General features: G+C 42.3%; 27 protein-coding genes and 1 pseudogene. 19 read left to right on the top strand and 9 right to left on the bottom strand.

The features are described 5' to 3' along the window. The first annotated feature begins 72 nt into the window (after positions 1-72). From tnpA to HHA43_RS10770, 3 genes and pseudogenes are all read left to right on the top strand, one after another. On the top strand, positions 73-456 hold the full coding sequence (gene tnpA / locus HHA43_RS10780; RefSeq protein ID WP_168542596.1) for an IS66-like element accessory protein TnpA: 384 nt from the start codon (positions 73-75) through the stop codon (positions 454-456). Further along, a complete protein-coding gene (tnpB, locus tag HHA43_RS10775; protein WP_067728626.1) occupies positions 453-788 on the top strand; it encodes an IS66 family insertion sequence element accessory protein TnpB in 336 nt (111 codons plus the stop codon). The genes tnpA and tnpB overlap by 4 nt, the downstream gene beginning before the upstream one ends. A gap of 74 nt (positions 789-862) precedes the next feature. Then, positions 863-1,243: pseudogene (locus HHA43_RS10770) on the top strand (IS66 family transposase); the annotation flags it as partial. Between the two features lie 4 nt (positions 1,244-1,247). On the opposite strand, the gene HHA43_RS10765 reads toward HHA43_RS10770, so the two are convergent. Further along, positions 1,248-2,168: a Dyp-type peroxidase gene (locus tag HHA43_RS10765; RefSeq protein ID WP_168542594.1), complete on the bottom strand. Its 921-nt coding sequence runs from the start codon at positions 2,166-2,168 to the stop codon at positions 1,248-1,250. A 160-nt stretch (positions 2,169-2,328) separates the two neighbouring features. Between HHA43_RS10765 and HHA43_RS10760 the strand changes: the two genes are divergently transcribed. Both HHA43_RS10760 and HHA43_RS10755 read left to right on the top strand, forming a co-directional pair. Beyond that, complete coding sequence (locus tag HHA43_RS10760) at positions 2,329-2,949, top strand: LysE family transporter (protein WP_168461774.1); 621 nt, start codon at positions 2,329-2,331, stop codon at positions 2,947-2,949. 112 nt (positions 2,950-3,061) lie between these two features. Further along, positions 3,062-3,460, top strand: coding sequence for a hypothetical protein (locus HHA43_RS10755; protein ID WP_168461773.1), 399 nt, complete (start codon positions 3,062-3,064; stop codon positions 3,458-3,460). Here the strand turns inward: HHA43_RS10755 and znuB are convergent. Genes znuB through HHA43_RS10740 form a run of 3 tightly spaced genes read right to left on the bottom strand, consistent with a single transcriptional unit; the run spans position 3,457 to position 5,519 of the window. Further along, positions 3,457-4,257, bottom strand: a complete 801-nt coding sequence (gene znuB / locus HHA43_RS10750) for a zinc ABC transporter permease subunit ZnuB (RefSeq protein ID WP_168461772.1) — start codon at positions 4,255-4,257, stop codon at positions 3,457-3,459. The genes HHA43_RS10755 and znuB overlap by 4 nt on opposite strands. A 3-nt stretch (positions 4,258-4,260) precedes the next feature. Beyond that, positions 4,261-5,049 carry a zinc ABC transporter ATP-binding protein ZnuC gene (znuC, locus tag HHA43_RS10745; RefSeq protein ID WP_168542592.1) on the bottom strand — a complete coding sequence of 263 codons (789 nt, stop codon included), beginning with the start codon at positions 5,047-5,049 and terminating at the stop codon, positions 4,261-4,263. Beyond that, complete coding sequence (locus tag HHA43_RS10740) at positions 5,025-5,519, bottom strand: transcriptional repressor (RefSeq protein WP_004970151.1); 495 nt, start codon at positions 5,517-5,519, stop codon at positions 5,025-5,027. The genes znuC and HHA43_RS10740 overlap by 25 nt, the downstream gene beginning before the upstream one ends. A 135-nt stretch (positions 5,520-5,654) precedes the next feature. Here HHA43_RS10740 and HHA43_RS10735 point away from each other — a divergent pair, with 135 nt between their 5' ends. From HHA43_RS10735 to HHA43_RS10690, 10 genes are all read left to right on the top strand, one after another. Then, positions 5,655-6,494, top strand: coding sequence for a metal ABC transporter solute-binding protein, Zn/Mn family (locus tag HHA43_RS10735; protein WP_168461770.1), 840 nt, complete (start codon positions 5,655-5,657; stop codon positions 6,492-6,494). Positions 6,495-6,666: 172 nt separating this feature from the next. Next, entirely contained in the window at positions 6,667-7,065 is a 399-nt protein-coding gene (locus HHA43_RS10730; RefSeq protein ID WP_004970147.1) for an ATP synthase subunit I, read from the top strand. 103 nt (positions 7,066-7,168) lie between these two features. Continuing rightward, positions 7,169-8,044, top strand: coding sequence for a F0F1 ATP synthase subunit A (gene atpB / locus HHA43_RS10725; RefSeq protein WP_004970145.1), 876 nt, complete (start codon positions 7,169-7,171; stop codon positions 8,042-8,044). An 85-nt stretch (positions 8,045-8,129) separates the two neighbouring features. Beyond that, positions 8,130-8,375, top strand: coding sequence for a F0F1 ATP synthase subunit C (gene atpE / locus HHA43_RS10720; RefSeq protein ID WP_000424060.1), 246 nt, complete (start codon positions 8,130-8,132; stop codon positions 8,373-8,375). A 39-nt stretch (positions 8,376-8,414) separates the two neighbouring features. After that, positions 8,415-8,885 carry a F0F1 ATP synthase subunit B gene (locus HHA43_RS10715; protein ID WP_004970142.1) on the top strand — a complete coding sequence of 157 codons (471 nt, stop codon included), beginning with the start codon at positions 8,415-8,417 and terminating at the stop codon, positions 8,883-8,885. A gap of 14 nt (positions 8,886-8,899) precedes the next feature. Continuing rightward, positions 8,900-9,436, top strand: a complete 537-nt coding sequence (locus HHA43_RS10710; protein WP_004970141.1) for a F0F1 ATP synthase subunit delta — start codon at positions 8,900-8,902, stop codon at positions 9,434-9,436. Between the two features lie 40 nt (positions 9,437-9,476). Then, the gene (gene atpA / locus HHA43_RS10705; protein WP_104852884.1) at positions 9,477-11,021 is read left to right on the top strand and encodes a F0F1 ATP synthase subunit alpha; all 1,545 of its coding nucleotides are present in this window, start codon (positions 9,477-9,479) and stop codon (positions 11,019-11,021) included. Between the two features lie 83 nt (positions 11,022-11,104). After that, on the top strand, positions 11,105-11,974 hold the full coding sequence (gene atpG / locus HHA43_RS10700; protein ID WP_096902733.1) for a F0F1 ATP synthase subunit gamma: 870 nt from the start codon (positions 11,105-11,107) through the stop codon (positions 11,972-11,974). 29 nt (positions 11,975-12,003) lie between these two features. Further along, positions 12,004-13,398, top strand: a complete 1,395-nt coding sequence (gene atpD / locus HHA43_RS10695) for a F0F1 ATP synthase subunit beta (RefSeq protein WP_004970134.1) — start codon at positions 12,004-12,006, stop codon at positions 13,396-13,398. A 27-nt stretch (positions 13,399-13,425) separates the two neighbouring features. Continuing rightward, positions 13,426-13,845, top strand: coding sequence for a F0F1 ATP synthase subunit epsilon (locus HHA43_RS10690; RefSeq protein ID WP_168419253.1), 420 nt, complete (start codon positions 13,426-13,428; stop codon positions 13,843-13,845). Positions 13,846-13,938: 93 nt separating this feature from the next. On the opposite strand, the gene HHA43_RS10685 is transcribed toward HHA43_RS10690, so the two are convergent. Then, positions 13,939-14,532, bottom strand: coding sequence for a hypothetical protein (locus tag HHA43_RS10685; protein WP_168542590.1), 594 nt, complete (start codon positions 14,530-14,532; stop codon positions 13,939-13,941). Positions 14,533-14,694: 162 nt separating this feature from the next. After that, entirely contained in the window at positions 14,695-15,240 is a 546-nt protein-coding gene (locus tag HHA43_RS10680; protein ID WP_168526411.1) for a glutathione peroxidase, read from the bottom strand. A gap of 258 nt (positions 15,241-15,498) precedes the next feature. Between HHA43_RS10680 and HHA43_RS10675 the strand changes: the two genes are divergently transcribed. Further along, positions 15,499-16,440, top strand: coding sequence for a DMT family transporter (locus HHA43_RS10675; RefSeq protein ID WP_416240605.1), 942 nt, complete (start codon positions 15,499-15,501; stop codon positions 16,438-16,440). 391 nt (positions 16,441-16,831) lie between these two features. Here the strand turns inward: HHA43_RS10675 and HHA43_RS10670 are convergent, their stop codons facing one another. From HHA43_RS10670 to HHA43_RS10660, 3 genes are read right to left on the bottom strand one after another with little or no spacing between them, the layout of a single operon-like run. Then, positions 16,832-17,401 carry an L-threonylcarbamoyladenylate synthase gene (locus HHA43_RS10670; RefSeq protein WP_168419250.1) on the bottom strand — a complete coding sequence of 190 codons (570 nt, stop codon included), beginning with the start codon at positions 17,399-17,401 and terminating at the stop codon, positions 16,832-16,834. Between the two features lie 43 nt (positions 17,402-17,444). Continuing rightward, positions 17,445-18,674: a DNA-processing protein DprA gene (gene dprA, locus HHA43_RS10665; RefSeq protein WP_168461762.1), complete on the bottom strand. Its 1,230-nt coding sequence runs from the start codon at positions 18,672-18,674 to the stop codon at positions 17,445-17,447. A 20-nt stretch (positions 18,675-18,694) separates the two neighbouring features. Further along, entirely contained in the window at positions 18,695-19,852 is a 1,158-nt protein-coding gene (locus HHA43_RS10660) for a LysM peptidoglycan-binding domain-containing protein (RefSeq protein ID WP_168419248.1), read from the bottom strand. Positions 19,853-19,973: 121 nt separating this feature from the next. Here HHA43_RS10660 and def point away from each other — a divergent pair, with 121 nt between their 5' ends. The 3 genes from def to HHA43_RS10645 all read left to right on the top strand — a co-directional run bounded on the left by def (position 19,974) and on the right by HHA43_RS10645 (position 23,122). Continuing rightward, positions 19,974-20,504, top strand: a complete 531-nt coding sequence (gene def / locus HHA43_RS10655; RefSeq protein ID WP_154321169.1) for a peptide deformylase — start codon at positions 19,974-19,976, stop codon at positions 20,502-20,504. Between the two features lie 107 nt (positions 20,505-20,611). Next, a complete protein-coding gene (locus tag HHA43_RS10650; protein WP_154321168.1) occupies positions 20,612-21,046 on the top strand; it encodes a DUF2946 family protein in 435 nt (144 codons plus the stop codon). A 63-nt stretch (positions 21,047-21,109) separates the two neighbouring features. Then, the gene (locus HHA43_RS10645; RefSeq protein WP_168461761.1) at positions 21,110-23,122 is read left to right on the top strand and encodes a TonB-dependent copper receptor; all 2,013 of its coding nucleotides are present in this window, start codon (positions 21,110-21,112) and stop codon (positions 23,120-23,122) included. Positions 23,123-23,576: the final 454 nt, after the last annotated feature.

Below are 23,576 nucleotides of genomic sequence, written 5' to 3'. Positions count from 1 at the left end.
AAGACACCTTATGAATTCATCCTATAAGCCTTAATTTAGTCCCCACTTAAAAACAAGTGGGGACTAAAATTTATGACTACAAATCACCAGACATCCATCGCATCTCTTGCGAAAAAACGAAGAACATACAGTGCTGAATTTAAACAGCAGATCGTTCAGGCTTGTAAAGCACCGGACGTTTCAATTGCTTCGGTCGCTTTGCAACATGGATTGAATACAAATCTTGTATCCAAATGGATTCGCTTAATTGATGCTAAGCCAGGGAGTGATCGCTCACCACTACCGAATAAACCTGCATTTATTGCCTTATCTTGCTCTGCACCATTAGATCCTACTCCTACTGACATGTTAACGGTTCAAATTACTTTACCCCACTCAAAAGCAGAAATTGGCTTGAAATGGCAAGTATCAGAAATATCTGCTTTAGCAGAATTACTCAAGGCACTTGCAACATGATCCGCATTGATGAAATCTGGCTTTCTACCCAACCTCTGGATATGCGAGCAGGGATGGATACTGTCATGGCTCAGGTGGTGAGAGCCTTTGGCTACATTAAACCGCATTGTGCTTACCTGTTCTGTAATAAACGTGGCCATCGCATGAAAGTGCTGGTACATGATGGACTGGGCATCTGGCTGTGTGCCCGGCGGCTGGAACAGGGAAAATTCCACTGGGCGCAGGTTCACCAGGGTGAAAGCATGGCGATCAGTCCGGAACAGTTACAGGCACTGATCCAGGGTTTACCTTGGCAGCGCATTGGACGACAGCAGGTGGTGACGATGCTCTAAACTAGGCTGGTCCATTCTGCTATTCTCCAAACGTTCTATTTCCTCTGCGTCATGACCTCAGGCATACTGCGGTCATGAATACGCTGCCAGACTTAAGCCAACTGACCCATGAACAACTGCTGGAATTTACCAGACAGTTGGCAATGCAGCATCAGTCTCTGGCACAATCAAATCAAGAATTAGAAAAATCAAACCAGCAATTGGATGCCAAAGTTCAACATCTTTCCATTCTCACGCAAAAATACGAGCATGAGCTCGCACTATTTAAACAGCACAAATTTGGCAGTAAAAACGAACATCTCACCACAAAACAAATCCACCTATGGGACGAAGCGGTCGAAGAAGATATCGCAGCCGTTGATCTGGAATTAGAACGATTAAATGCAGGTAAAACCGATGTATCCGCGCAGAAAGCCACAGTCAACAAACCTAAACGTGACTCTCGTCGGCCTCTTTATCTTAACCTTCCATCACTTCTTCTAGTAGCTCCTCACTTGGGGCAAAGTAATATGCGCCATCCATGGCAGTCACAAAGTGTAATAAACGGTCATGGATGCCATCACCTGAAGTACCAAACATACGTTCTAACATGGCATCAATAATGCTCAAATCTTTGGTATAGGCAATAAAGAATAAACCCTGATCGCCCTTGCCATCACCATAAGGTAAAGAGTGGCGCAAAATTTCCATTTCATCGCCTGAATCATCTTCAACGACTGTACGTGACACGTGCGAATTTTCAGGTTGTACGTCGTCATCTAATTCAATCGATTCCAGTTTGGTGCGTCCAATTACATGCTCTTGGGCATCGACTTTGAGCTTTTTCCATTTTTCTAAATCGTGGCAATAGCGCTGTGCAAAAATAAAAGAACCATCGGTAAACACGCCTGCATCTTCACCTAAAAGTGCAACTTCGGCACGATCATCTGGAAATTGTGGGTTTTCGGTACCATCAATAAATCCCGTCATGTCGCGTCCATCAAAATAACGGAAACAGACCCGTTCATCCAAGACTTCAATATTGTCTTGGATCCCCTCAAAAAAGGCCTGACTGAGCGCAAAGCAAATATCTGAACGGGCACTCGCGAGATGAATAATCACATCGGCAGGCACGACAGGCATTGGGTACGCCCCTTGAATCGGTTGTAATTGTTTAAAACCATCTGGAGATTGCTCATAGAGTTGTGCCCACAGTTCAGGACCAAAAGCGACGCCAGTTTTAATTTGGGCATGTGGATGTTGGGTAATCAAACGATCCCGTGTGCTAAACAAGTCAGCCAATTTTTCTTTTAACTCAGCAATGCTTAAGTCTTTTAAACGTAGTACAAGAAAGCGAGCATGATCTGAAGGTAGTGGCAAAATTACTGATTGGGCAGTCATGTATAGCTCCTGAAAATTTGTTGTTTTCTATAAAGTTGACTTTATTGTGCCTGATTGTATGCAGGCTTAATAGCCTCAACCCGACTTTTATTCCACGTTTTTAGTCATGAGATTAAGTGAAATATCATATAATGCGCTGTCTTGTGAAAAGCGGCGATATATGTCTTATCAAGTTTGGATAGCGTTTATGTTAGCCTGTTGGGTGATTAGTGTTTCACCTGGCGCAGGTGCAATAGCATCAATGTCGAGTGGTTTGAATTATGGTTTTCGACATGGGTATTGGAATGCGATTGGTCTACAACTCGCTTTATTATTGCAAATCGCGATTGTAGCTGCAGGGGCAGGGGTATTATTTGCCACAACGCCTTGGGCATTTCTAATTGTGAAATGGTTTGGTGTGGCATATTTGTTATATCTGGCGTATTTGCAATGGGCAGCGCCTGCACAGTCGATTGAAATTCAGCATGAGCTGACACGAAAATCTGCTGGAAAGTTGGTGATGTACGGCTTTCTAGTCAATATGAGCAATCCCAAAGCAATTGTGTTTTTATTGGCAGTTTTACCGCAATTTTTAGATTTATCTAAACCACAATGGACGCAATATGCAATTATGGCGTTGACCATGATTAGTATTGATTTGATTGTGATGGCGGGCTATACGGGCTTGGCTGCAAAAGTTTTACGTTTGTTAAGATCACCGAAGCAGCAAAAAGTCATGAATCGTACTTTTGCTGCACTGTTTGCAGGCGCTGCTTTTTTGTTGAGTTTGGTGCATCAGTAATGTCTTCAATTAAACAAAAGTGTACGTTGTAATTATAAAAAATAGATTGAGATATACGTTGAAAATAAAAGGTATTCCGCGAGCACGTTATTGGCAACATTGGTGGATTAGCATGTTGTTTTTGAGTTTTTCAACTTTAATAGCAATTGGATTAGTGATTCACTTTTCAGTAGATCGCGTGTTTTGGCCAATTGCTTTGATGGTGCATTTGAGTATCAATTTGATTTTTTCTTTTGTATTTGCCGCTTTGCAAACTTATTTTAAACATACGGTGTGGCAAAGTGTGGTGTTGATTAATATCACAGCTGTGTTGTTGACTGCCCTTCATGCAATGTTTTATCTACAAACAATAGATTGGAATGCTGTTTCAGAAGGTCCGCAGCAATTGAGTCTTTTACAGCAAGTGATTCACAGTGATATGGCACTGTGGATAGTGTATGTGCTGCCACTTTTGGTCGTAATGCTCATTGCTGCAATAAAAAAATATAGATACTCATTAACGAAAAACTAAGCCATCGTTCTGACTTTTTGTACGCTAAAAATCACTGTAAAAATGATTGCCATGGTCATCACAATACTTAAACCTGTCGAAATATTTAAGCCCGCACTTGACCATAAACCTACGCTGACTGCAATTTGCGCCACAATAAATGCCCAAATCACCATTTGTTTAGGCGAGTGAGCCAATAAACGTGCGGTTAAAGCAGGCATCACCAACAATGCGCCCATCAATAAAGAGCCGACTGCACGTAAAGCCAATACGGTAAATAATGCCAACAACAACATAAAAATCAGGCGTTGCCATTGGGCATTCACACCTTCACTGACTGCAATGTCAGGGTCAATTGCAATTTGAATTTGAGCCTGCCAAAACTTATAGAGTACCGCTAAGGCTGCAATAATGACCAAAGCAAATACGGGTAAATCTGCCCATGAAATGGTGAGTAAATCGCCAAATAAATAGCTCAGCAACTCAGGACGCAAACTCGGAATATGTTGAATAAAGAGCAAACCTGAACAGAGCAAGGTCGCAGAGCAGAGCGCCAATAATGCATCATTCGGCAACCGTGGATCATGTAAAATCCACAAAACACCCACCAATAATAATGCCAAGAATGTCACGCCCATCCACAGAGGTAAACTTAACGCGCCTGCAATTGCCACACCCAACAAAGTGCCATGCGCCATCGTATCGGCAAAAAAGGACATGCGTCGCCACAGCATTAAACAGCCAAGTGGGGCGGTCAAAAATACCAATAAACTGCCCATGATCCATGCAGGTAACAGCAATTGTAGCCAATCCATCATGGGTTAAGCTTCCGGTTCAGGGTGAATATGAGGACGTGAATCATGCTGACAAGGCTCGGCATGATCGCCATGGGCGCAGTGTTCATGGTGATGTTGATAAAACACCCGATTGGTTCCAAAAATAGCTTGGTATTCAGGATGTTGCTGTACATTTTTGGGCAAACCGCTACAGCAAATGTGTTTATTTAAACATACCACACGATGCGTACCTTGCATGACCCATTGCAAATCATGCGACACCATCAACACCGCACAGCCATATTTGCTCGGTAAGTTGCGCACATAGTCATACAGTTCAGCTTCGGACTGAATATCTAGTCCTTGCATCGGCTCATCCAATACCAAAACATCAGGTTGACGTAATAAGGCGCGTGCCAATAGCACCCGTTGCCGCTCACCACCAGACAGTTGTTGTACTTTTGAATCTTGCAGTTTGGCAATGCCAGTATCGCGGATAATTTCTGCTTTAATTGCGTCTGGGCATTTTTCTAAAGCCAGTAAATCTTTCACTCTTAAAGGCAAGCTGTGTGAAGGATTAAACTTTTGCGGCACATAAGAAAAGGTCAATTTGCGAGCATTTACGAGCTTGCCTGCATTTGGTTTGACAATGCCAAGCAAGACTTTAATTAGAGTCGATTTTCCTGCGCCATTGGGGCCAATTAGCGTGACAATTTCACGTGCATGTAATTCAAAATCGACATTTTTTAAAATATCGCGCTCATCTATTCGCACCTGAATATTGTGCAAGGCGATGAGCGGTGCAGTGGTTATTTGCTGTTGCACTGCTGACATTTTCCAGAAATCTCAATAATGCTGTGATGCGGGCTAAAGCGGTCAGAGGCTGCCAACTGATCTAATTGCTCTAATAAACCTTGCGCTGAAGCTTCTTTAACGACTTTACATTCAGTACAGATCAAAAATGCCGCTTGGTGTCCTTCACGTGGATGACAGCAAGGAATATAGGCATTGATTGAAGTCAAACGGTGAATTAGTCCTTTTTCCAGTAAAAAATCCAAAGTACGGTACACCGTTGGCGGTGCTGCAGGACGATCAGACTCACTTTTAATTTTCGCCAATAAATCATAAGCACCCATTGGTGCAGATGCCTTGAGAATGAGTTCCAACACTTCTTTACGTAGCGGTGTTAAACGAGCACCTGTTGCCGCACATAAACTTTCAGCTTCGGCAAGACGTTGATCGACATTGTGATGGTCGTGAACGCCATGTAATGCATTGTGATGCTCGTGCGAACATAAGCTCATAGCCACCCCAGTTGAACTTTAAAAGAAAAACGACAGTAAATCTTAGCATGAAGCGTTATCAGTTTCGATTATACGTAGGTATTTTTATAAATTTGTTATATTATAACATTTATCGATTTTTCGTGATATGCCGCAATGTTTCGTTTATTTAGTTTCTGTTTCTTAGCGTTATGCAGTACTGTCAGCATGGCGCAGGCTTTGGTGGTGTCTACGCATCCTATCTATTTGATTGCCCAAAAAGTCACGCAAAATATCGAAACACCCACTTTATTACTGGCAGATCAAACAGGGCATGATGTATCGCTCACGCCTGCACATCGTAAAATCATCCAAGATGCGGGTTTAATTATTTGGCTAGGTAAGGCGCATGAAGCACCGCTAGAACGTGTATTACATCAAAATCCTAAAGCGATTGCTTTATTAGATACGGGCATTATGAAAACTTTGCCGCAGCGTTCAGAACGTGGTGCAGCATTAAAAAATACAGTAGACAGCCATGTCTGGCTAGACCCAAACAATGCGGTGCGTATCGGCTTCTTTATTGCCGCGTTACGTTCTCAGCAAATGCCTGAACATCGCGATGCTTACTGGAACAACGCACGTGCCTTCGCACAGAGTTTATTCAAAAGTGCAAGTCAGTTTCAGACTCAAACTGTAGTACAGCCATATTGGGCTTATCACGATGCCTATCAATATTTAGAACGTGCCTTAAATTTAGAATTTTCTGGGTCGATGACCAATGATCCGCATATTGCGCCAACAGTCGCACAAATTAAATATTTGAACGATCACCGACCAAATCCAAAAATGTGCCTGCTTGCAGAAGGACATGCCAGTAAAAATCAGTATATGAAATTGAATCCAATTGTGTTTCAAAAGGTCGATGAAAGCATGCGCGGCGCAGATGATTTTGTGAAAGCGTGGCAGCAATTAGCCAAGCAAACCAAGGCTTGTGTATTAAATGCACGAAAATGATGCGTTTTTTAAGCAAATTTGAAATATGACAATTCCGAGACAAACATGCAAAAAAACACGACTAAGGTCGGGAAACGATTGCATGTTCAGGGGGCTAACTCTATAATGCCTGCGATAAAAAACGATCATCAGTTGAACTTGTCAAGCATTAATGCTGTGAGTGGATAAAAAAATGAGCCGAACTAGTCGCTTGATTGACCGACGATTAGCTAAAGCTTTGGTCTTCTTACAAGCATTCATGATTCCAGTTTCAGCCCTGATAGCGTGGGTCTTGAAAGACTCAACGGCTGCCTTAAGCGCTGCACTTGGTGCTAGTGTTTGTTGGTTGGCAAGTTGTTATTTTTCATGGCAGTCGTTTCGAGCAGCAGGTGCACGAGCGTCCAGACAGGTTCTTTCGAACATGTATAGAGGAATGCTCGGTAAGTTTGCAATCGTGATCGTAGGATTCATTTTAATTTTAAGCAATGTACAGCCGTTATCCCCGGTGGCATTGTTTTGTGGTTTTATGCTCGTTCAAAGCATGTCGTGGGTTGCGCCATTTTGGGTGTCACGATTACAAAAACGAGTCTAAACGCAGCAAAAATTGAAAAGTTTTTCAGGAATAGGCGAGATATCAAGCAGCACGCGATGTTCGTTTGTTCTATTAGTTTTTTTACATTGACCAGGTGTGATTTATGGCTGCTGAAGAACATGCCCTTACTTCGACCGAGTATATCAAGCATCACTTGACCAATATGACCTATGGCAAAATGCCAGACGGTTCATGGAAGTTGGCTGAGTCTGCTGAAGAAGCTCAACAGATGGGGTTCACTGCTATTCACTTGGATTCAATGGGTTGGTCTATCGGACTTGGTCTGATCTTCTGTTTATTGTTCTGGATTGTTGCGAAAGCTGCAAATTCAGGCGTGCCTGGTAAATTCCAGTCAGTAATTGAAGTGATTATCGAGTTTGTGGATTCAAGTGTACGTGATACCTTCCATGGGAAGTCTCGATTAATTGCACCCTTAGCATTAACCATTTTCGTGTGGATTTTCCTCATGAACTTGATGGATTTAATCCCTGTTGACTTTATTCCTTATGTAGCTCAACAGGCGATTGCATCTATGCTGGGTGTGGACCCTCATCAGGTTTACTTTAAAATTGTTCCGACTACAGATCCAAACATTACCTTAGGTATGTCTATTTCTGTATTCTTCTTAATTATTTTCTATAGTATTCGTGAGAAAGGTGTTGGCGGCTTCGTTGGTGAGTTGGCACTTAACCCATTCAACCCAAGTAATCCAGTTGCTAAAGTGCTTTTAATTCCATTCAACTTATTGTTGGAATTGACTACTTTCTTGGCGCGACCAGTTTCATTGGCTCTACGACTGTTCGGTAACATGTATGCGGGTGAGTTAATCTTCATTCTTATCGCGTTATTACCGTTCTGGATCCAGTGGGCATTGTCTGTGCCTTGGGCGATTTTCCACATTTTGATTATTACGCTACAAGCATTCATTTTCATGATGTTGACTATCGTGTACATGAGCATGGCAAGCGAAAAGCATTAATGGTATGGCCTAACTGTCATCGGGCGGTTGGGCACACAATTTTTTAACTTAATTTGGTATAAAACCTAACCTCTGAGGAATTATCATGGAACTCACTTTAGGTCTAGTTGCAATTGCATCTGCTATCTTGATCGCTTTCGGTGCTTTAGGTACTGCGATTGGTTTTGGTCTTTTAGGCGGTCGCTTCCTTGAAGCTGTTGCTCGTCAACCAGAATTGGCTCCACAACTTCAAACTCGTATGTTCTTAATCGCAGGTCTTCTTGATGCTGTGCCTATGATCGGTGTTGGTATTGGCTTGTTCTTCATCTTCGCTAATCCATTTGTAGGTTAATCAGCTTAATTCCGAAATTCACTATTTGAGGAATTTGCAATGAATATCAACCTCACATTGTTTGGCCAAGCGATTGCATTTGCGATTTTCGTCGCATTCTGCATGAAGTTTGTATGGCCACCACTAATCAATGCGATTAGTGAGCGTCAGCGTCGTATTGCTGACGGCTTAAATGCAGCTGAAAAAGCCAAGGCTGATCTTGCCGATGCGCAAGCTCAAGTGAAAGCTGAATTAGATGCAGCTAAAGCACAAGCGGCTCAATTGATCGAACAAGCGAATCGTCGTGCAGCACAATTGGTAGAAGAAGCGCGTACCCAAGCATCTGCTGAAGGTGAGCGTATTCGTCAACAAGCGAAAGAAGCTGTTGATACAGAAATCAATTCTGCTCGCGAAGAATTACGTCAACAAGTAGCTGCGCTTGCAGTAACTGGTGCAGAGAAAATTCTTAGCCAGCAAGTTGACGCAGAAGCTCACAATGCCATGCTGACTCAGCTGGCTGCTAAACTTTAAGAGAGAGGCAGATTATGGCTGAACTCTTGACGTTGGCACGCCCATACGCTAAAGCAGCATTTGCTTACGCTTCTGAGCAAGGTGCAACTGACAATTGGTCAACAGCACTTAACTTGCTCAGTGCTGCGGTGCAAGACGAAGCATTTTCAGCTTACTTAAATCGCCCTGAGCTTACGCCTGCTGAGCAGGTGAGTATTTTTGCCAAAGTTTTAGGTGAAGACCAAACTGCAGCAGTGTCAAACTTTTTGACATTGCTTGCTGAAAACAACCGTTTGGCTTTGCTTCCTGAAATTCAAGCAGAATACGAACAGCTCAAATCACAGAATAACAATACTGTGGATGTTGTGATTGAATCAGCATTCCCATTGACTTCTGTACAAGAACAAATTCTTGCTCAAGCGTTAGAAAAACGTTTCGCTGCGGCAGTAAATGTTTCTGTAGAAGTGAACCCAGCGTTAATTGCGGGTGTGGTTATTCGTGCAGGCGACCAAGTGATAGATGATTCTGCGCTTAACAAGCTTGAAAAAATGCGGACACGTCTTTTAGCTTAATTGCGAAGACTGAACTAATAAAAGATTGAGGTATAGCGCAATGCAACAACTGAATCCATCCGAGATCAGTGCGCTCATTAAACAGCGTATCGGCGATCTGGACACCAGCGCGACCGCTAAAAACGAAGGTACCATTGTTATGGTATCCGACGGTATTGTGCGCATTCACGGCCTTGCTGATGCAATGTACGGTGAAATGATCGAATTCGACGGCGGCTTATTTGGTATGGCACTGAACCTAGAACAGGATTCAGTGGGCGTCGTTGTTTTAGGTAACTACTTAAGCCTTCAAGAAGGTCAAAAAGCACGTTGCACAGGTCGTGTATTAGAAGTTCCGGTTGGTCCAGAACTTTTAGGCCGTGTAGTAGATGCTTTGGGTAACCCAATTGATGGTAAAGGCCCTATTGATGCAAAATTAACTGATGCTGTAGAAAAAGTAGCACCAGGCGTAATTTGGCGTCAATCAGTGGATCAACCTGTTCAAACTGGTTATAAATCAGTTGATACCATGATCCCTGTAGGCCGTGGTCAACGTGAGTTGATCATTGGTGACCGTCAAACTGGTAAAACAGCAATGGCGATCGATGCGATCATCGCTCAGAAAAACTCTGGCATTAAGTGTGTATACGTAGCAATTGGTCAAAAACAATCGACTATCGCAAACGTAGTACGCAAGCTAGAAGAAACTGGCGCTATGGCGTATACAACTGTTGTTGCAGCAGCAGCGGCAGATCCAGCAGCAATGTTGTATCTTGCTCCGTACTCTGGCTGTACAATGGGTGAATACTTCCGTGACCGTGGTGAAGACGCGCTTATCATTTATGATGACTTGTCTAAGCAAGCTGTTGCGTATCGTCAAATTTCATTGCTTTTACGTCGTCCACCAGGTCGTGAAGCTTATCCGGGTGACGTGTTCTATCTACACTCGCGTCTACTTGAGCGTGCTTCTCGTGTATCTGCTGACTACGTTGAGAAATTCACTAACGGTGAAGTTAAAGGTCAAACTGGTTCTTTAACTGCATTGCCGATTATTGAAACTCAAGCAGGTGACGTATCTGCATTCGTTCCAACCAACGTAATTTCGATTACTGATGGTCAGATCTTCTTAGAAACATCATTATTCAACGCAGGTATCCGTCCTGCTGTGAACGCGGGTATTTCTGTATCGCGTGTTGGTGGTTCTGCTCAAACTAAGATCATCAAAAAATTGTCTGGTGGTATCCGTACCGCTTTGGCGCAATACCGTGAATTGGCAGCATTTGCTCAGTTCGCTTCTGACCTTGATGAAGCAACTCGTAAGCAACTTGAACATGGTCAACGTGTAACTGAGTTAATGAAGCAGAAACAATATGCGCCATACTCAATTGCTGACCAAGCTGTTTCAGTTTATGCATCTAACGAAGGCTACATGGCTGACGTAGAAGTGAAGAAAATCGTAGACTTTGATGCTGCGTTAATTTCTTACTTCCGCTCAGAAAATGCTGCGTTAATGCAACAAATCGATGAAACTGGTGATTTCAACAAAGACATCGAAGCTGCAATCAAAGCAGGTATTGAAAGCTTTAAAGCGACTCAAACTTACTAATTTAGCATTGGCTAGTTAGGGGTTTGGTTCACGGAATCAACCTTCGGAAGCCTGAAAGGGCTTTCGAATACTAGGTTAAGCGTATGGCAAATTTAAAAGAAATTCGCGCCAAAGTTGCTAGTATCAAGAGCACGCAAAAGATTACTCGCGCGATGCAAATGGTTGCTGCTTCTAAGATGCGTCGTGCGCAAGAGCGCATGGCTCAAGGCCGTCCGTATGCCGAAAATATGCACCGTGTAATTGCTCATTTGGTACAGGCGAACCCTGAATACAAACACCGTTATATGATCGAACGCCCTGTAAAACGCGTGGGTTATATCATTGTGTCTTCAGATCGTGGTTTGGCAGGTGGCTTGAACATTAACTTGTTCAAGAAAGTTGTAAAGCATGTACAGCAACAACAAGAGCAGTCAATTGAAGTTCAGTTTGCTTTAATTGGTCAAAAAGCGGTTTCGTTTTTTAAAAACTACGGCGGTAAAGTGCTTGGTGCAACTACAAACGTAGGTGATGCGCCAAGTCTTGAACAGTTATCTGGTTCTGTGCAAGTGATGTTGGATGCGTACGATAAAGGCGAGTTAGATCGCATTTACCTCGTATCGAATGGCTTTGTAAATGCCATGACTCAAGATCAGAAAATCGAACAACTTGTTCCTTTAGCAGCTGCTGAAGAAAACAAGACTCTTAACCGTCAATACGGTTGGGACTATATCTATGAACCAGAAGCTGAAGAGCTGTTAAATGGTTTATTGGTTCGTTACATCGAGTCTATGGTTTATCAAGGTGTGATTGAAAACATCGCATGTGAACAGTCTGCACGTATGGTTGCAATGAAAGCTGCAACAGACAACGCAGGTGAACTGATCAAGAGCCTACAACTTATTTATAACAAGCTGCGTCAAGCCGCGATTACTCAGGAAATTTCTGAGATCGTTGGTGGTGCCGCTGCCGTTTAACATTATTAGTTTGAATTGAGGAGACAGCAATGAGTGGCGGTCGTATCATTCAGATCATCGGCGCGGTTATCGACGTCGAGTTTGAACGCAACAGCGTTCCTAAGATCTATGACGCTCTCCAAGTTGACGGTACTGAAACTACATTAGAAGTTCAGCAACAACTTGGTGATGGCGTAGTTCGTACTATTGCAATGGGTTCTACTGAAGGCCTTAAGCGTGGTTTGAACGTAACTAACACTAACGCTCCAATCTCTGTACCTGTAGGTACAGCGACTCTTGGTCGTATCATGGACGTTCTTGGTCGCCCTATCGACGAAGCTGGTCCAGTTGCAACTGAAGAGCGTTTACCAATTCACCGTCAAGCGCCTTCTTATGCAGAACAAGCGGCTTCTACTGACCTTCTAGAAACAGGTATTAAAGTCATTGACTTACTTTGCCCGTTCGCAAAAGGTGGTAAAGTTGGTCTGTTCGGTGGTGCGGGTGTTGGTAAAACCGTAAACATGATGGAGTTGATCAACAACATCGCTAAAGCGCACTCAGGTTTATCTGTATTCGCTGGTGTTGGTGAGCGTACCCGTGAAGGTAACGACTTCTATCACGAGATGAAAGACTCTAACGTTCTTGACAAAGTAGCCATGGTTTACGGTCAGATGAACGAGCCACCTGGTAACCGTTTACGCGTAGCGTTAACTGGTTTGACTATGGCTGAGTACTTCCGTGATCAAAAAGACGAGAACGGTAAAGGTCGTGACGTATTATTGTTCGTAGACAACATCTACCGTTATACACTAGCAGGTACTGAAGTATCAGCACTTCTAGGTCGTATGCCATCTGCAGTAGGTTACCAGCCTACACTTGCAGAAGAGATGGGTGTTCTTCAAGAGCGTATTACTTCAACTAAGTCTGGTTCGATTACATCTATTCAAGCTGTATACGTACCTGCCGATGACTTAACTGACCCATCGCCTGCTACAACGTTTGCGCACTTAGACGCAACTGTAGTATTGAGCCGTGACATTGCATCTCAAGGTATTTACCCTGCGATCGATCCACTAGACTCAACTTCACGTCAGTTAGATCCATTAGTTGTTGGTACTGAGCATTACGAAATTGCTCGTTCAGTTCAAAACGTTCTTCAACGTTATAAAGAATTGAAAGACATTATCGCAATTCTTGGTATGGACGAATTGTCAGAAGAAGACAAACTTACTGTATACCGTGCACGTAAGATCCAACGTTTCTTCTCTCAACCGTTCCACGTAGCAGAAGTATTTACTGGTGCGCCTGGTAAACTTGTACCGCTTAAAGATACAATTCGTGGCTTTAAAGGTCTTCTAGCTGGTGAATACGATCATATCCCAGAACAAGCGTTCTATATGGTTGGTGGTATTGACGAAGTGATTGCTAAAGCCGAGAAACTTTAATTAGCAGCTCTAATTTAGGAGATTCTCATGGCGACTATGCAATGTGACGTTGTAAGTGTAAAAGAGTCTTTGTACTCTGGCACTGTGACTATGCTAATTGCAAAAGGTGCTGGCGGTGAACTCGGTATTATGCCGGGTCACGCACCACTAGTAACTTTGCTTCAGCCGGGTGCAATCCGCGTTCTGCTGGAAAATGGTACAGAAGAATTAATCTATGTATCTGGTGGTGTTCTAGAAGTTCAACCGCATGTTGTTACGATTCTTGCAGATACTGCAGTTCGTGCAGAAAACTTAGATGAAGCAGCAATTCTTGAAGCGCGTAAACACGCTGAACAATTGTTGGCGAATCAAAAGAGCGATTTGGACTCTGCTGCTGCTTTGGCTGCTTTGGCAGAAACTGCTGCACAGTTGGAAACCATCCGCAAAATCAAAAACCGCGCACTTTAATTGCTGGTTTAAGATTGAAAAAGCCACTCGAAAGAGTGGCTTTTTTTATGGCTGATAAAAGTGAATTACTGCAGTGTTTGATATTTCAGAAGCTTAGGACGCATCAGCAGCATCAGTTTTGCTATTCGGAGTCGCTTCACCCTGCAAAATCATACCCGCCAACTTCACCATTTCAGATTGAATATTGCCCATTTGCTGTTCTAGCTTTTTAAAATCGACCTGACTAAGGTTAATTTGACCGTTTAAAAACGGGGAGTTTAAAACTTGTTGATTGGCTGCTAACAGGTTTTGACGAATCGTATCAATTTCTTGTGTTTTTAAATCTAAGCTGCTGAGGGTTTGATTAAAACCATGCAGTTGCTGTTGTAATTGAGTTGTAGCAAGCTGGAGTTGTTGTGGGTCTTGTGCGTTGATTGCTGTTTGCAATTCTGATTTGGACTGATTGAGCTGTTCAACATATTGTCCAGCTTTAAGTTGTAGATCAGCTACATCGCGCACAATGTAAAACATATTGCCGCTGCTTAGGGGTGCTTGTGTTGCATCAGGATTGCTATTGCTAGAAGTTATAGTCCCTTGTTCTTCGACTGAGCTGCTTTGAGGGCCAGATGCCTGTTCACAAGCACTGAGTAGTAAACCTGCGCTGAGTAGGGGGAGCAGTATTGCATATTTAGAAAATGGTGTATTCATCTTGATCTAATCATTTATAAGGCATTAAAACCAATATAAAACGAAAATATGAATAAAAAACAGATTATTGCAAAGCAATAACAAATATTAGAAGTGTGGTTGAAACGAAAAACAAGGAATTGCCGAAGCAAATTCCCTGTATAAAGTGTTCATTGCCAAGCATTATTTAGCGAGTTCTGCTGCAATCGCATCCAAAATTCGTGGGTCTTCTGCAGTTAGATCAGGCGCAAAACGTGCAACGACTTCACCTTGCTTGTTAACTAGGAATTTTTCAAAGTTCCATAAAATTTCCGGTGGATTATTTGGGGTTAAGCCATAATCGACCAAATCTTTCCACCATGGGCCTTCACCTATGCGTTCTGGAATGGCCTGAATTAAGGTGCGATACAATGGGTGCTTGTGCTCACCCACCACAGGAATTTTAGCAAATAACGGGAAACTCACCTGATAATTCAATGAACAGAATTCCTGAATTTCTGCATCACTGCCTGGTTCTTGAGCCAAAAAGTCATTGGATGGAAAAGCCAAAATTTCCAAACCTTGTGTTTTTTGATCCGCATACAATTTTTGTAAGCCTTCATACTGTGGGGTTAAGCCACATTTAGAGGCGACATTAACAATCAACAATACTTTTCCAGCATATTGATTTAATGTGGTTTCTTCACCTGAATTGGTGAGAACGGGAATGTTATAGACCGAATGGCTCATGTAAGTGTCCAAATGCGAATGATATAAAGTGTTATTGTTTTAACTGGATTTATAAAGCGCAGCAAGTTGAAAACCAGAAAATTTATTGTATTTGTGTGTAAAAGAAGAAGGACTATAAATTAAAAAAATATAAGGATTATCATCATTTAAAAATATTGGTGGATAAGTTGAGCGAAAAGTGCCATAAATAGCCCTGAAGTTTAGTTTGGGCTTCAAGCAATCAATTCAATTGGATGATCAGAAAACAGCAGCAAGCTTATGCAGCTGACGTGCAACAAGGATGATGCAGACATGACACAGCCAGCCAAAGGTGCACTTTGGGCAATTCTACTCCCTGTGATTGCGGTATTAATTTGGTCGCTTAATATTGCCGTGACACGTTATGTCGCAGAATATATTTCACCAGTGAGTATCAGCTTTTACCGCTGGCTTATTGCATTTTTGATTCTCACGCCTTGGATATTACCTAAAGTTTGGCAGCAACGCAGTTTAATTCGTCCACATTTAAAACAGCTAGCTGTTTTAAGTGCCTTTGGTTTGGTGCTGTATCAAGGGCTAAGCTACACTGCAGCCAATTATACGACTGCCACCAACATGGGCATCATCAATGCATTTATTCCTATGTTTACGGTATTAGTGTCTTTGATTATTTTAAGGGACATTCCAACAAAATTTGCAATTTTGGGCTGTATCATTTCATTTTTTGGTTTGTTGTATGTGATTGCACAGGGAGATTTCGGCCAATTAGCACAGCTGACTGGGCATGCAGGCGACATGCTGATGGTGCTAGCCGTGTTCTTTTATGCTTTTTATGGGGTGTTTTTAAAGAAATGGAATTTAAAACTGCCTTTAATGCTTAGCCTGTATGTACAAATAATTTTTGCGCTGATTTATCATCTACCTTTCATTGTGTGGCTAGGCTTAGATCCGCTCAATAGTCAAAATAGTTTCAGTGTTTTGTATGCGGGGATTTTTCCATCCATTATTGCGCCTTTGGTGTGGATGTTGGCAGTACAGCACTTAGGGCCAAACCGTACCAGTATTTTTATGAATTTGATGCCTGTATTTACTGCAATCATTGCTTATTTTTGGCTGGCAGAAGTATGGGGGAGCTATCACACTGTTGGTGGTTTGATTATTTTAGTGGGCATTGTTTTGGCTCAAATGAAAACTCGTGTGCAAATTCCACTAAAAAATTGAGTGCATTTGCTCTTTTTTTGAGCATGAAAGATGTATCTAAAATACTGTTTTATTCAAAAAATATACAGGATTTAGGCATATAATTTATGACAGTTTTTTTAATTTTTCTAAAATAATTGAAAAAATAGTAAGATAATTTAAATTGTTAAGAAAAAGTGATAAGTCTATCATTGATTATTTATGTAAGATTAATAGAAATAATCTATTTGTATAGTCGACTAAATTACTCCATAATTCACGTACTGGAAATGATCTGCTCTAGCAAAAACTCAGCAAGACATCATTCGCAGCAAGATTTTCGTACCCTCTGGATGTGCTTTTATACACATCCTTTTTATGCTCAACCATCCCTATATGGTTGAGCTTTTTTTTATCTAAAATTTGTCTAAGCCTAGGCGCGAATGACCAAACCTGTCTCTGCATCTAAAATTCGGCTAGGTTGTTGGCTTAAGCCTAAATCACCATTTAAATAATGCAGTTGTTGCTGGAAATACTGGGTTGCTTCTTGCAGGGAGCGCGCAGGTTCATGTCCAGCAGGGTTGGCACTGGTTGAAACAATAAAGCCATCAAAAGCATGGCATAAAGCCATACATAAAGGATGGTTGGTCACGCGTACCGCAACTTTCGGGTGTTGTCCTGTAATCCAGTTTGGAATTGCCGCTGTGGTGGGTAACAGCCAAGTGGTGGCACGCTCAGTCGGATGTGTATTGCTCCATGAGGCAATTACACGATCTTGCATATCTGGCTTTAAATCTTCAAGCAGATGTTCTACCTGTGACAGGTGCCCTGCCAGTAAAATGACGCCTTTTTCAATTGGACGTTGTTTGAGGCGTAGAATTTCCAAAAAAGCCTGCTGATTATAAGGATCACAACCTAGACCCCAGACCGCCTCTGTTGGATAGGCCAGAACTTGTCCCTGTTGTAGACATGCAGCGGCTTCGGTGACAGAGGTGGTAATCATGCGAGTTGACCTAAACAGAAATGGGAGAGGGCTATTGTGAACCTTATTTGTGAGGACGACAACGCAGATACAGGCCTGATTGCTGCATTGCTAAGCCCATGAGCTCAAGTTCCATTAAATAAGCTGTGAGTACGGCAATTTCCAAGTCGAGCTGTTGTGCCAAGTGGTCAATACTTTGTCCGACCCAATCCAATTGATGATACAACGCCAATAAATGCTCAGGAATCTGCGTCACGATTTTATGGATAGGTTGTGGCGAGGTGGCTGTATCAGGTATGGTTGTATTGCTTTCTCCTGTTTGAGCATTCATTTTTGAAGATGGCAAGGTTGAGTCAGAGCTCAATTGATCAATATTTTGTTGTTGATATTGCCATTGAGTCGGCAATGCCAAATCTTCAAGCACCTGTTCAGGATGATCCACCAAAATTGCACCTTCACGAATTAATTGATGGCAACCCTGATGAAACTCACTGTAAATATGACCAGGAATAGCAAAAATCAATTTACCTTGCTCGGCTGCGCATTTGGCGGTAATCAGTGAACCACTATTTAAACTGGCTTCAGCAACAATAACGCCTAAACTCAATCCACTCACCAACCGATTACGTCGTGGAAAATTTTGCTGCAAAGGTTTGGTGTGAGGTAAAAATTCTGTAATCACTGCACCGCCACGCTCCACAATCTGCTGGCGGAGTGTATGGTGGGCGCTCGGGTAGGTGCTGTCTAAACCTGTGCCCATGACTGCAATGGTACGATGGTGTGCCAAAGCGCCTTGATGTGCAGCTTCATCAATACCTTGTGCCAGACCGCTATTGATAAAGAAACCTTGCTCACTTAAATAATAGGCAAAATCATAGGCCACTTGCCGTCCGTGTGGGCTGGCTTTGCGACTGCCCACAATTGCGATTTGAGCTTGCAGTAAAGCCTGAGCATTGCCTTGCCCAAATAAAATTGGAGCTTTGTTTGCATAGGGGCGTAGTTGGTTAGGGTAGTTGGGATCATCCAAGGTCAGGATAAAATCACAATGCTGTTGTAATTGTTTTAAGACGTTTTCAAAGGCATGTTGCCCTGACTGACTAAGATATTCTTTAGCACGCTGTTGATGGTTGGCATGTACACGTACTTCTGACCAAGCCAAAAGATGTTCGGGCTGCACTGCGGCAGCCACGGAACCAAAATATTGTTCTAGTTTATAAAAACTCGACAGTGAATGCTGAACCAAATACCACAACTTAATGTAGTCAATTTGATGTGGGGTGAATGAATTCAACATGTCACCATCTCAGACTATTTTTAGTCGTCCATTAGGGGTGTTTGTAAGTTCGCACCCACTTTAATTGGCAATTCGCTGTCTAATACATAGGCATAGCTGATGTGATCAAAGCTTTTGAAGACCATGATATTACCAATGCGTTCGCCTGGAAGTTGCACACGCTCTTTGGTTTTCGGGTCAGTCACAACTTCGCCTTTTTGAGCGACAGAGAATACGTGGCCTGATTGCACGCCATGCAGCGTACCACGGTCAATGGCAACTACACTGTGTTTCGCAGCCGTACCAATAGAGCCCATTACACGAACCACTTGACCACCTGCAGTTACATTTTCGGCATGGGTCGGATAGAACAGTGTTGGCAACATTGGGTCATAAACAGGCAGGACACGGTCACCACGACGCACTTCAGCGTTGTAAGTGTCGGTCAATTCAAGTGTGGTAATGTCATTTTCACCACGTACTGCAATACCTGCTGCAACCTGAGTGAGTTCTAAGCCAGCATTGAATTTTTGACCATTGGCATCGGTTAGGATGTATGGTTCGCCTTCGCGATAGACAGCATAACGTTGACCAACTTCTAGGCCTGCACCACGTGCATACACGCTTTGTCCTTTAGCAGCCAACACGCGTTGATCAGAAGTACCTAAAATATAAGGCGTGCCTTGCAGTGCATCTGCGGCAATAATGCTGCTGCGCTCTAACCAGTGCTTGATGTATTCCAGTGGAATCACAGGAATTGTATTATTTAAAGATTCTACGCGAATTTGTGGCTGTAAATTGGTGCTCTTGCCTGTGTAACGACGGATAATGCCTTCACAGCCATCACCTTCATCTTTACCAATAATTGGGCGACCTTCATAGGTACACATTAACAAGCGGTCACCCGGGAAAATCCAGTGTGGATTTTTCACGTGGCGGTTGCTTGCCCAAATTTCAGGCCAGCGTAGTGGATTATTCAGGAATTTTTTAGAAATATCCCACAAAGTATCGCCTTTTTTCACCACATACACATTCGGTGCATTGGCTTTTAAAGCAGGCGGATTAATATTTCGTGCAGGTGCTGCTTCAGCCACACTCATTGCCCCAAGTCCCACAGTGAGACATACAGCGAGCGCTAAAACTTGCTTTTTAAACCCCAAGACACGAAAAGAGGATGTGTCTGTCAAAACCTTTTTCATTATCATAATTCCTAAAATTATGTATGTAGTTGCGTTATAATAACGATCTTACACACATTTTTTTGATGAAGCATTCCTTCATTCGGTTTTTTGATCAATGGCATATAAGTGAGGACGTCCCATGGCCTTATTACCTATTTTAAGTTTCCCGGATCCCCGTTTGCGTACCATTGCCAAACCAGTTGAAGAAGTGACCGACGAAATTCGTCAGCTTGCTGCAGATATGTTTGAAACTATGTATGCCGCACCAGGAATTGGTCTAGCTGCGACACAGGTAGATCATCATATTCAGCTGATTGTCATGGATTTATCTGAAAATAAAGATCAACCCATGGTCTTCATTAACCCCAAAGTTACCCCATTGACTGAAGAGACCCAACCGTATGAAGAAGGGTGTTTGTCAGTGCCTCAAATATACGACAAAGTTGAGCGTCCGTCACGTGTAAAAATTGAAGCGATTAACCTTGAGGGTCAAACCTTTGAGCTAGAAGCAGATCAACTTCTCGCTGTTTGTATCCAACATGAAATGGATCACTTAAATGGTAAATTATTTGTCGATTATTTATCACCACTCAAAAGACAGCGTGCCCGTGAAAAAGTGGAAAAAGTAGTGCGCCAGCGTCAGAAAGAAAAAGTTGCTGTGAAGCGTTAAAACAAACCACAATCTAGTTGTCCATGTTTAGACCAAAGCATAAAAATCAGCCCAATTTCGATTGGGCTTTGTTATACTTGCGCCACACAAATTCAGGATAGATGTTTTTGTTGTTGCGTAGTGGCTTACTGCTTTCATTTATCGCAGTTTTTTTACAGATTGCTGTATTTTTACAGCCTTTGCTGCCTGAGCAATATCAAGTTGCGCCAGTCTGTGAAACCATCACGCGAGCACTTTTGTTGCCACAAGCCCACGCAGTGCATACAAATTCTTCGCATACTGCACATTCATCTACATCACAGACCGATGATCAGCAACTGACCGTACAGCATGAACATCATCATCACGATGCTTCACATCAATGTCAGTATTGTACGGTCTATGGCAACTTGGTCTTGCCACCTGAATTAGAGCTTAAAGAGGTGCTTGATCGCATTCAGGTACGTCTTTTGGCTTTCCAAAAACGTTTTCAACACGTTTGGTTTGCACTTCAGCAACTCTTTTTACTTCCGCAGGGACGTGCTCCACCTCACTTTGCATAAATTCAATGTTTTTCGGGTCTGCTTTGACCCTAACTGTATTTATGTTTTGAAGTGAGAAATAAAATGGCTCAGCCTAAATTTTTATTACAGCCCATTGCGGCTGCAGTTTGTGTTGCCTGCTATTCAGCAAGTGCGTTTGCCGATCAAAATATGCTGTCTGCGAATACGCATAGTCTTGCGCCTATTGTTGCAACCGCACAACAGGGCAATGATGCCAATGGTTTGGTGGTTCGTGCTAATCCAAAACAACCCATTCAGCCGATTCCAGCCACAGATGGTGCAGACTATTTGCAAAGCATCGTTGGCTTTAGTGCTGTCAACAGTGGTGCGGGTACCAATGGCGATGTGACCTTCCGCGGCATGTTTGGTTCACGTATTAAAATTTTAACCGATGGTTCTGAAAACTTAGGTGCATGCCCGAGTCGTATGGATTCACCAACCTCTTATATTTCACCAGAAAGTTTTGATGAAATTACCGTCATTAAAGGCCCGCAAACGGTGCAATATGCCAACACAGGTTCGGCAGCAACGGTATTGTTTGAGCGTAAGCCTGAGCGATTTGGTGAAGGTCAAAACTATCGTGGCCAAGCCAGTGTCTTGATGGGGTCATTTGGCCGTTTAGATCATAATGTTGAAGCGGCTGCGGGTGATGAGCATAAATACATCCGTTTAAACGCCAACCGTTCTGTAGCAGATAGCTATAAAGATGGTAATGGTACAACTGTTCCTTCGGATTGGGAGCGTTGGAATGCTGATCTCGCTTTAGGTTGGACACCCGATGAAAACACTTGGCTAGAACTGACGGGTGGTCGTGGTGATGCTGAAGTGGTTTATGCAGGTCGTCCAATGGATGGTGCTGAATTTGACCGTGAAAGTTTAGGTTTACGTGTAGAAAAGAAAAATATTACCGATGTGATTAAGAAAATTGAAGCACAGGTGAACTATAGCTTTAATGATCACGTGATGGATAACTATAGTTTACGCGCCAAACCTATGATGGAAATGGCAACTAATGTGACGCGTAAAACATTAAATGCACGTATGGCTGTGACACATGAGTGGGATAAATTACAGTTTATTACAGGTATCGATACCCAAAATAATGAACACAGTATTCGTAAGACAGATACTGAAAATAATATTGCTTATTATGCCTTGCCACGCTTAAAAGATATGAAATTTCAATCTTATGGTGGTTTTGGTGAATTGAGTTATCAGCTTAATGATCAAAATAAATTAGTTGCAGGTGTGCGTGTCGATCAGGTCGAAGTTGATGCAGTGCAAACAGCTCAACAACGTAAAGAAACTTTGCCAAGTGGCTTTATCCGTTTGGAAAATCAACATCCGCACCATGATGCCAAAACGTATGTCGGTTTGGGTTATGTAGAGCGTATGCCGGATTATTGGGAATTGTTTAGCCCTGTTAAAGGTAATGGTAGTGACAATACTTTTAAGAGTATTGATACTGAAAAAACACTTCAGCTTGATTTGGGTTATCAGCATGAACATGGTGCATTCAGCTCTTGGGCATCGGCTTATGTTGGTTTGGTTCAAGATTTTATCTTGACTAAGTACAATGCAAACAATAAAGCTGAAACGCGAAATGTGGATGCAACGATTGCAGGTACAGAAGTTGGTATAGGTTATCAATTTACCGATGCTTTGCAGGCAGATGTGAGCGCTATGTATGCGTGGGGTGAAAACACCACAGACAATACGCCGTTACCACAAATTTCACCTTTGGAAGGACGTTTAAACCTGCGCTATGTGCAGGATAAATATACTTTAGGCGCATTATTACGTGTAGTAGATGGTCAAAGTCGTATCAGTGAGCGTGAAGGAAATATCGTGGGTTATGATGTGAAAGAGAGCAGTGGCTTTGGCGTACTATCTTTAAACGGCAGTTACAACCTAAATAAAAGTGTTGATGTGTCTGTGGGTGTTGATAACGTTTTGGATAAAACTTATACCGAGCATCTAAACAAAATGGGTGCATCAGGGACAGGTTTACCAACCGATCAGCAATTTAATAATATTGGTCGTAACTACTGGGCGCGTATTAGTATGAAGTTCTAATTTGAACTTTATTTAAACCAAAAGCAGGGTTTCGGCTCTGCTTTTTGCTTTTCTATAAGAATAATTACATATAAAACATTGAGTTATGTTTTAAAATTTTGTTTAAAGAAATTGGGTGGATTTTTATTAAAATAAATTTCTAAGATAAAACAGTGAGTTATATGTTTTTGGGTTTATAAAATAAACACTCGAAATATTTCTTTTACAAAAAGCCTTGCATGGCAAAATATTTGGCCTATAATGCACATCCATCGGCGGTGATGTTGATAAAAACTTATTGAAAAACAATAGCTTGGTTGATTGGTTTAAGATTGATTGAGTTTGTTTTGAGTAGATGGGTTTGAAAATAAAATCAACATTGCATGTTGACTTTCTAGAAATAGAGAGTAATATGGCCGACCTAGCTTGATGCTGACGAAGCATCGAGAAGATCATTAAGAGATTATGAAGAACA

This window comes from Acinetobacter sp. A2, from assembly GCF_012371325.1.
In the GTDB taxonomy this organism is placed as follows: domain Bacteria; phylum Pseudomonadota; class Gammaproteobacteria; order Pseudomonadales; family Moraxellaceae; genus Acinetobacter.
This window is presented reverse-complemented; position numbering and strand designations above follow the sequence as displayed.

What these genes read in the sequence shown, in the direction of transcription:
- tnpA (WP_168542596.1), top strand. Translation starts at nt 73, where the DNA reads ATGACTACAAATCACCAGACATCCATCGCATCTCTTGCGAAAAAACGA.
- tnpB (WP_067728626.1), top strand. Translation starts at nt 453, where the DNA reads ATGATCCGCATTGATGAAATCTGGCTTTCTACCCAACCTCTGGATATG.
- HHA43_RS10765 (WP_168542594.1), bottom strand. Translation starts at nt 2,168, where the DNA reads ATGACTGCCCAATCAGTAATTTTGCCACTACCTTCAGATCATGCTCGC.
- HHA43_RS10760 (WP_168461774.1), top strand. Translation starts at nt 2,329, where the DNA reads ATGTCTTATCAAGTTTGGATAGCGTTTATGTTAGCCTGTTGGGTGATT.
- HHA43_RS10755 (WP_168461773.1), top strand. Translation starts at nt 3,062, where the DNA reads ATGTTGTTTTTGAGTTTTTCAACTTTAATAGCAATTGGATTAGTGATT.
- znuB (WP_168461772.1), bottom strand. Translation starts at nt 4,257, where the DNA reads ATGATGGATTGGCTACAATTGCTGTTACCTGCATGGATCATGGGCAGT.
- znuC (WP_168542592.1), bottom strand. Translation starts at nt 5,049, where the DNA reads ATGTCAGCAGTGCAACAGCAAATAACCACTGCACCGCTCATCGCCTTG.
- HHA43_RS10740 (WP_004970151.1), bottom strand. Translation starts at nt 5,519, where the DNA reads ATGAGCTTATGTTCGCACGAGCATCACAATGCATTACATGGCGTTCAC.
- HHA43_RS10735 (WP_168461770.1), top strand. Translation starts at nt 5,655, where the DNA reads ATGTTTCGTTTATTTAGTTTCTGTTTCTTAGCGTTATGCAGTACTGTC.
- HHA43_RS10730 (WP_004970147.1), top strand. Translation starts at nt 6,667, where the DNA reads ATGAGCCGAACTAGTCGCTTGATTGACCGACGATTAGCTAAAGCTTTG.
- atpB (WP_004970145.1), top strand. Translation starts at nt 7,169, where the DNA reads ATGGCTGCTGAAGAACATGCCCTTACTTCGACCGAGTATATCAAGCAT.
- atpE (WP_000424060.1), top strand. Translation starts at nt 8,130, where the DNA reads ATGGAACTCACTTTAGGTCTAGTTGCAATTGCATCTGCTATCTTGATC.
- HHA43_RS10715 (WP_004970142.1), top strand. Translation starts at nt 8,415, where the DNA reads ATGAATATCAACCTCACATTGTTTGGCCAAGCGATTGCATTTGCGATT.
- HHA43_RS10710 (WP_004970141.1), top strand. Translation starts at nt 8,900, where the DNA reads ATGGCTGAACTCTTGACGTTGGCACGCCCATACGCTAAAGCAGCATTT.
- atpA (WP_104852884.1), top strand. Translation starts at nt 9,477, where the DNA reads ATGCAACAACTGAATCCATCCGAGATCAGTGCGCTCATTAAACAGCGT.
- atpG (WP_096902733.1), top strand. Translation starts at nt 11,105, where the DNA reads ATGGCAAATTTAAAAGAAATTCGCGCCAAAGTTGCTAGTATCAAGAGC.
- atpD (WP_004970134.1), top strand. Translation starts at nt 12,004, where the DNA reads ATGAGTGGCGGTCGTATCATTCAGATCATCGGCGCGGTTATCGACGTC.
- HHA43_RS10690 (WP_168419253.1), top strand. Translation starts at nt 13,426, where the DNA reads ATGGCGACTATGCAATGTGACGTTGTAAGTGTAAAAGAGTCTTTGTAC.
- HHA43_RS10685 (WP_168542590.1), bottom strand. Translation starts at nt 14,532, where the DNA reads ATGAATACACCATTTTCTAAATATGCAATACTGCTCCCCCTACTCAGC.
- HHA43_RS10680 (WP_168526411.1), bottom strand. Translation starts at nt 15,240, where the DNA reads ATGAGCCATTCGGTCTATAACATTCCCGTTCTCACCAATTCAGGTGAA.
- HHA43_RS10675 (WP_416240605.1), top strand. Translation starts at nt 15,499, where the DNA reads ATGCAGCTGACGTGCAACAAGGATGATGCAGACATGACACAGCCAGCC.
- HHA43_RS10670 (WP_168419250.1), bottom strand. Translation starts at nt 17,401, where the DNA reads ATGATTACCACCTCTGTCACCGAAGCCGCTGCATGTCTACAACAGGGA.
- dprA (WP_168461762.1), bottom strand. Translation starts at nt 18,674, where the DNA reads ATGTTGAATTCATTCACCCCACATCAAATTGACTACATTAAGTTGTGG.
- HHA43_RS10660 (WP_168419248.1), bottom strand. Translation starts at nt 19,852, where the DNA reads ATGAAAAAGGTTTTGACAGACACATCCTCTTTTCGTGTCTTGGGGTTT.
- def (WP_154321169.1), top strand. Translation starts at nt 19,974, where the DNA reads ATGGCCTTATTACCTATTTTAAGTTTCCCGGATCCCCGTTTGCGTACC.
- HHA43_RS10645 (WP_168461761.1), top strand. Translation starts at nt 21,110, where the DNA reads ATGGCTCAGCCTAAATTTTTATTACAGCCCATTGCGGCTGCAGTTTGT.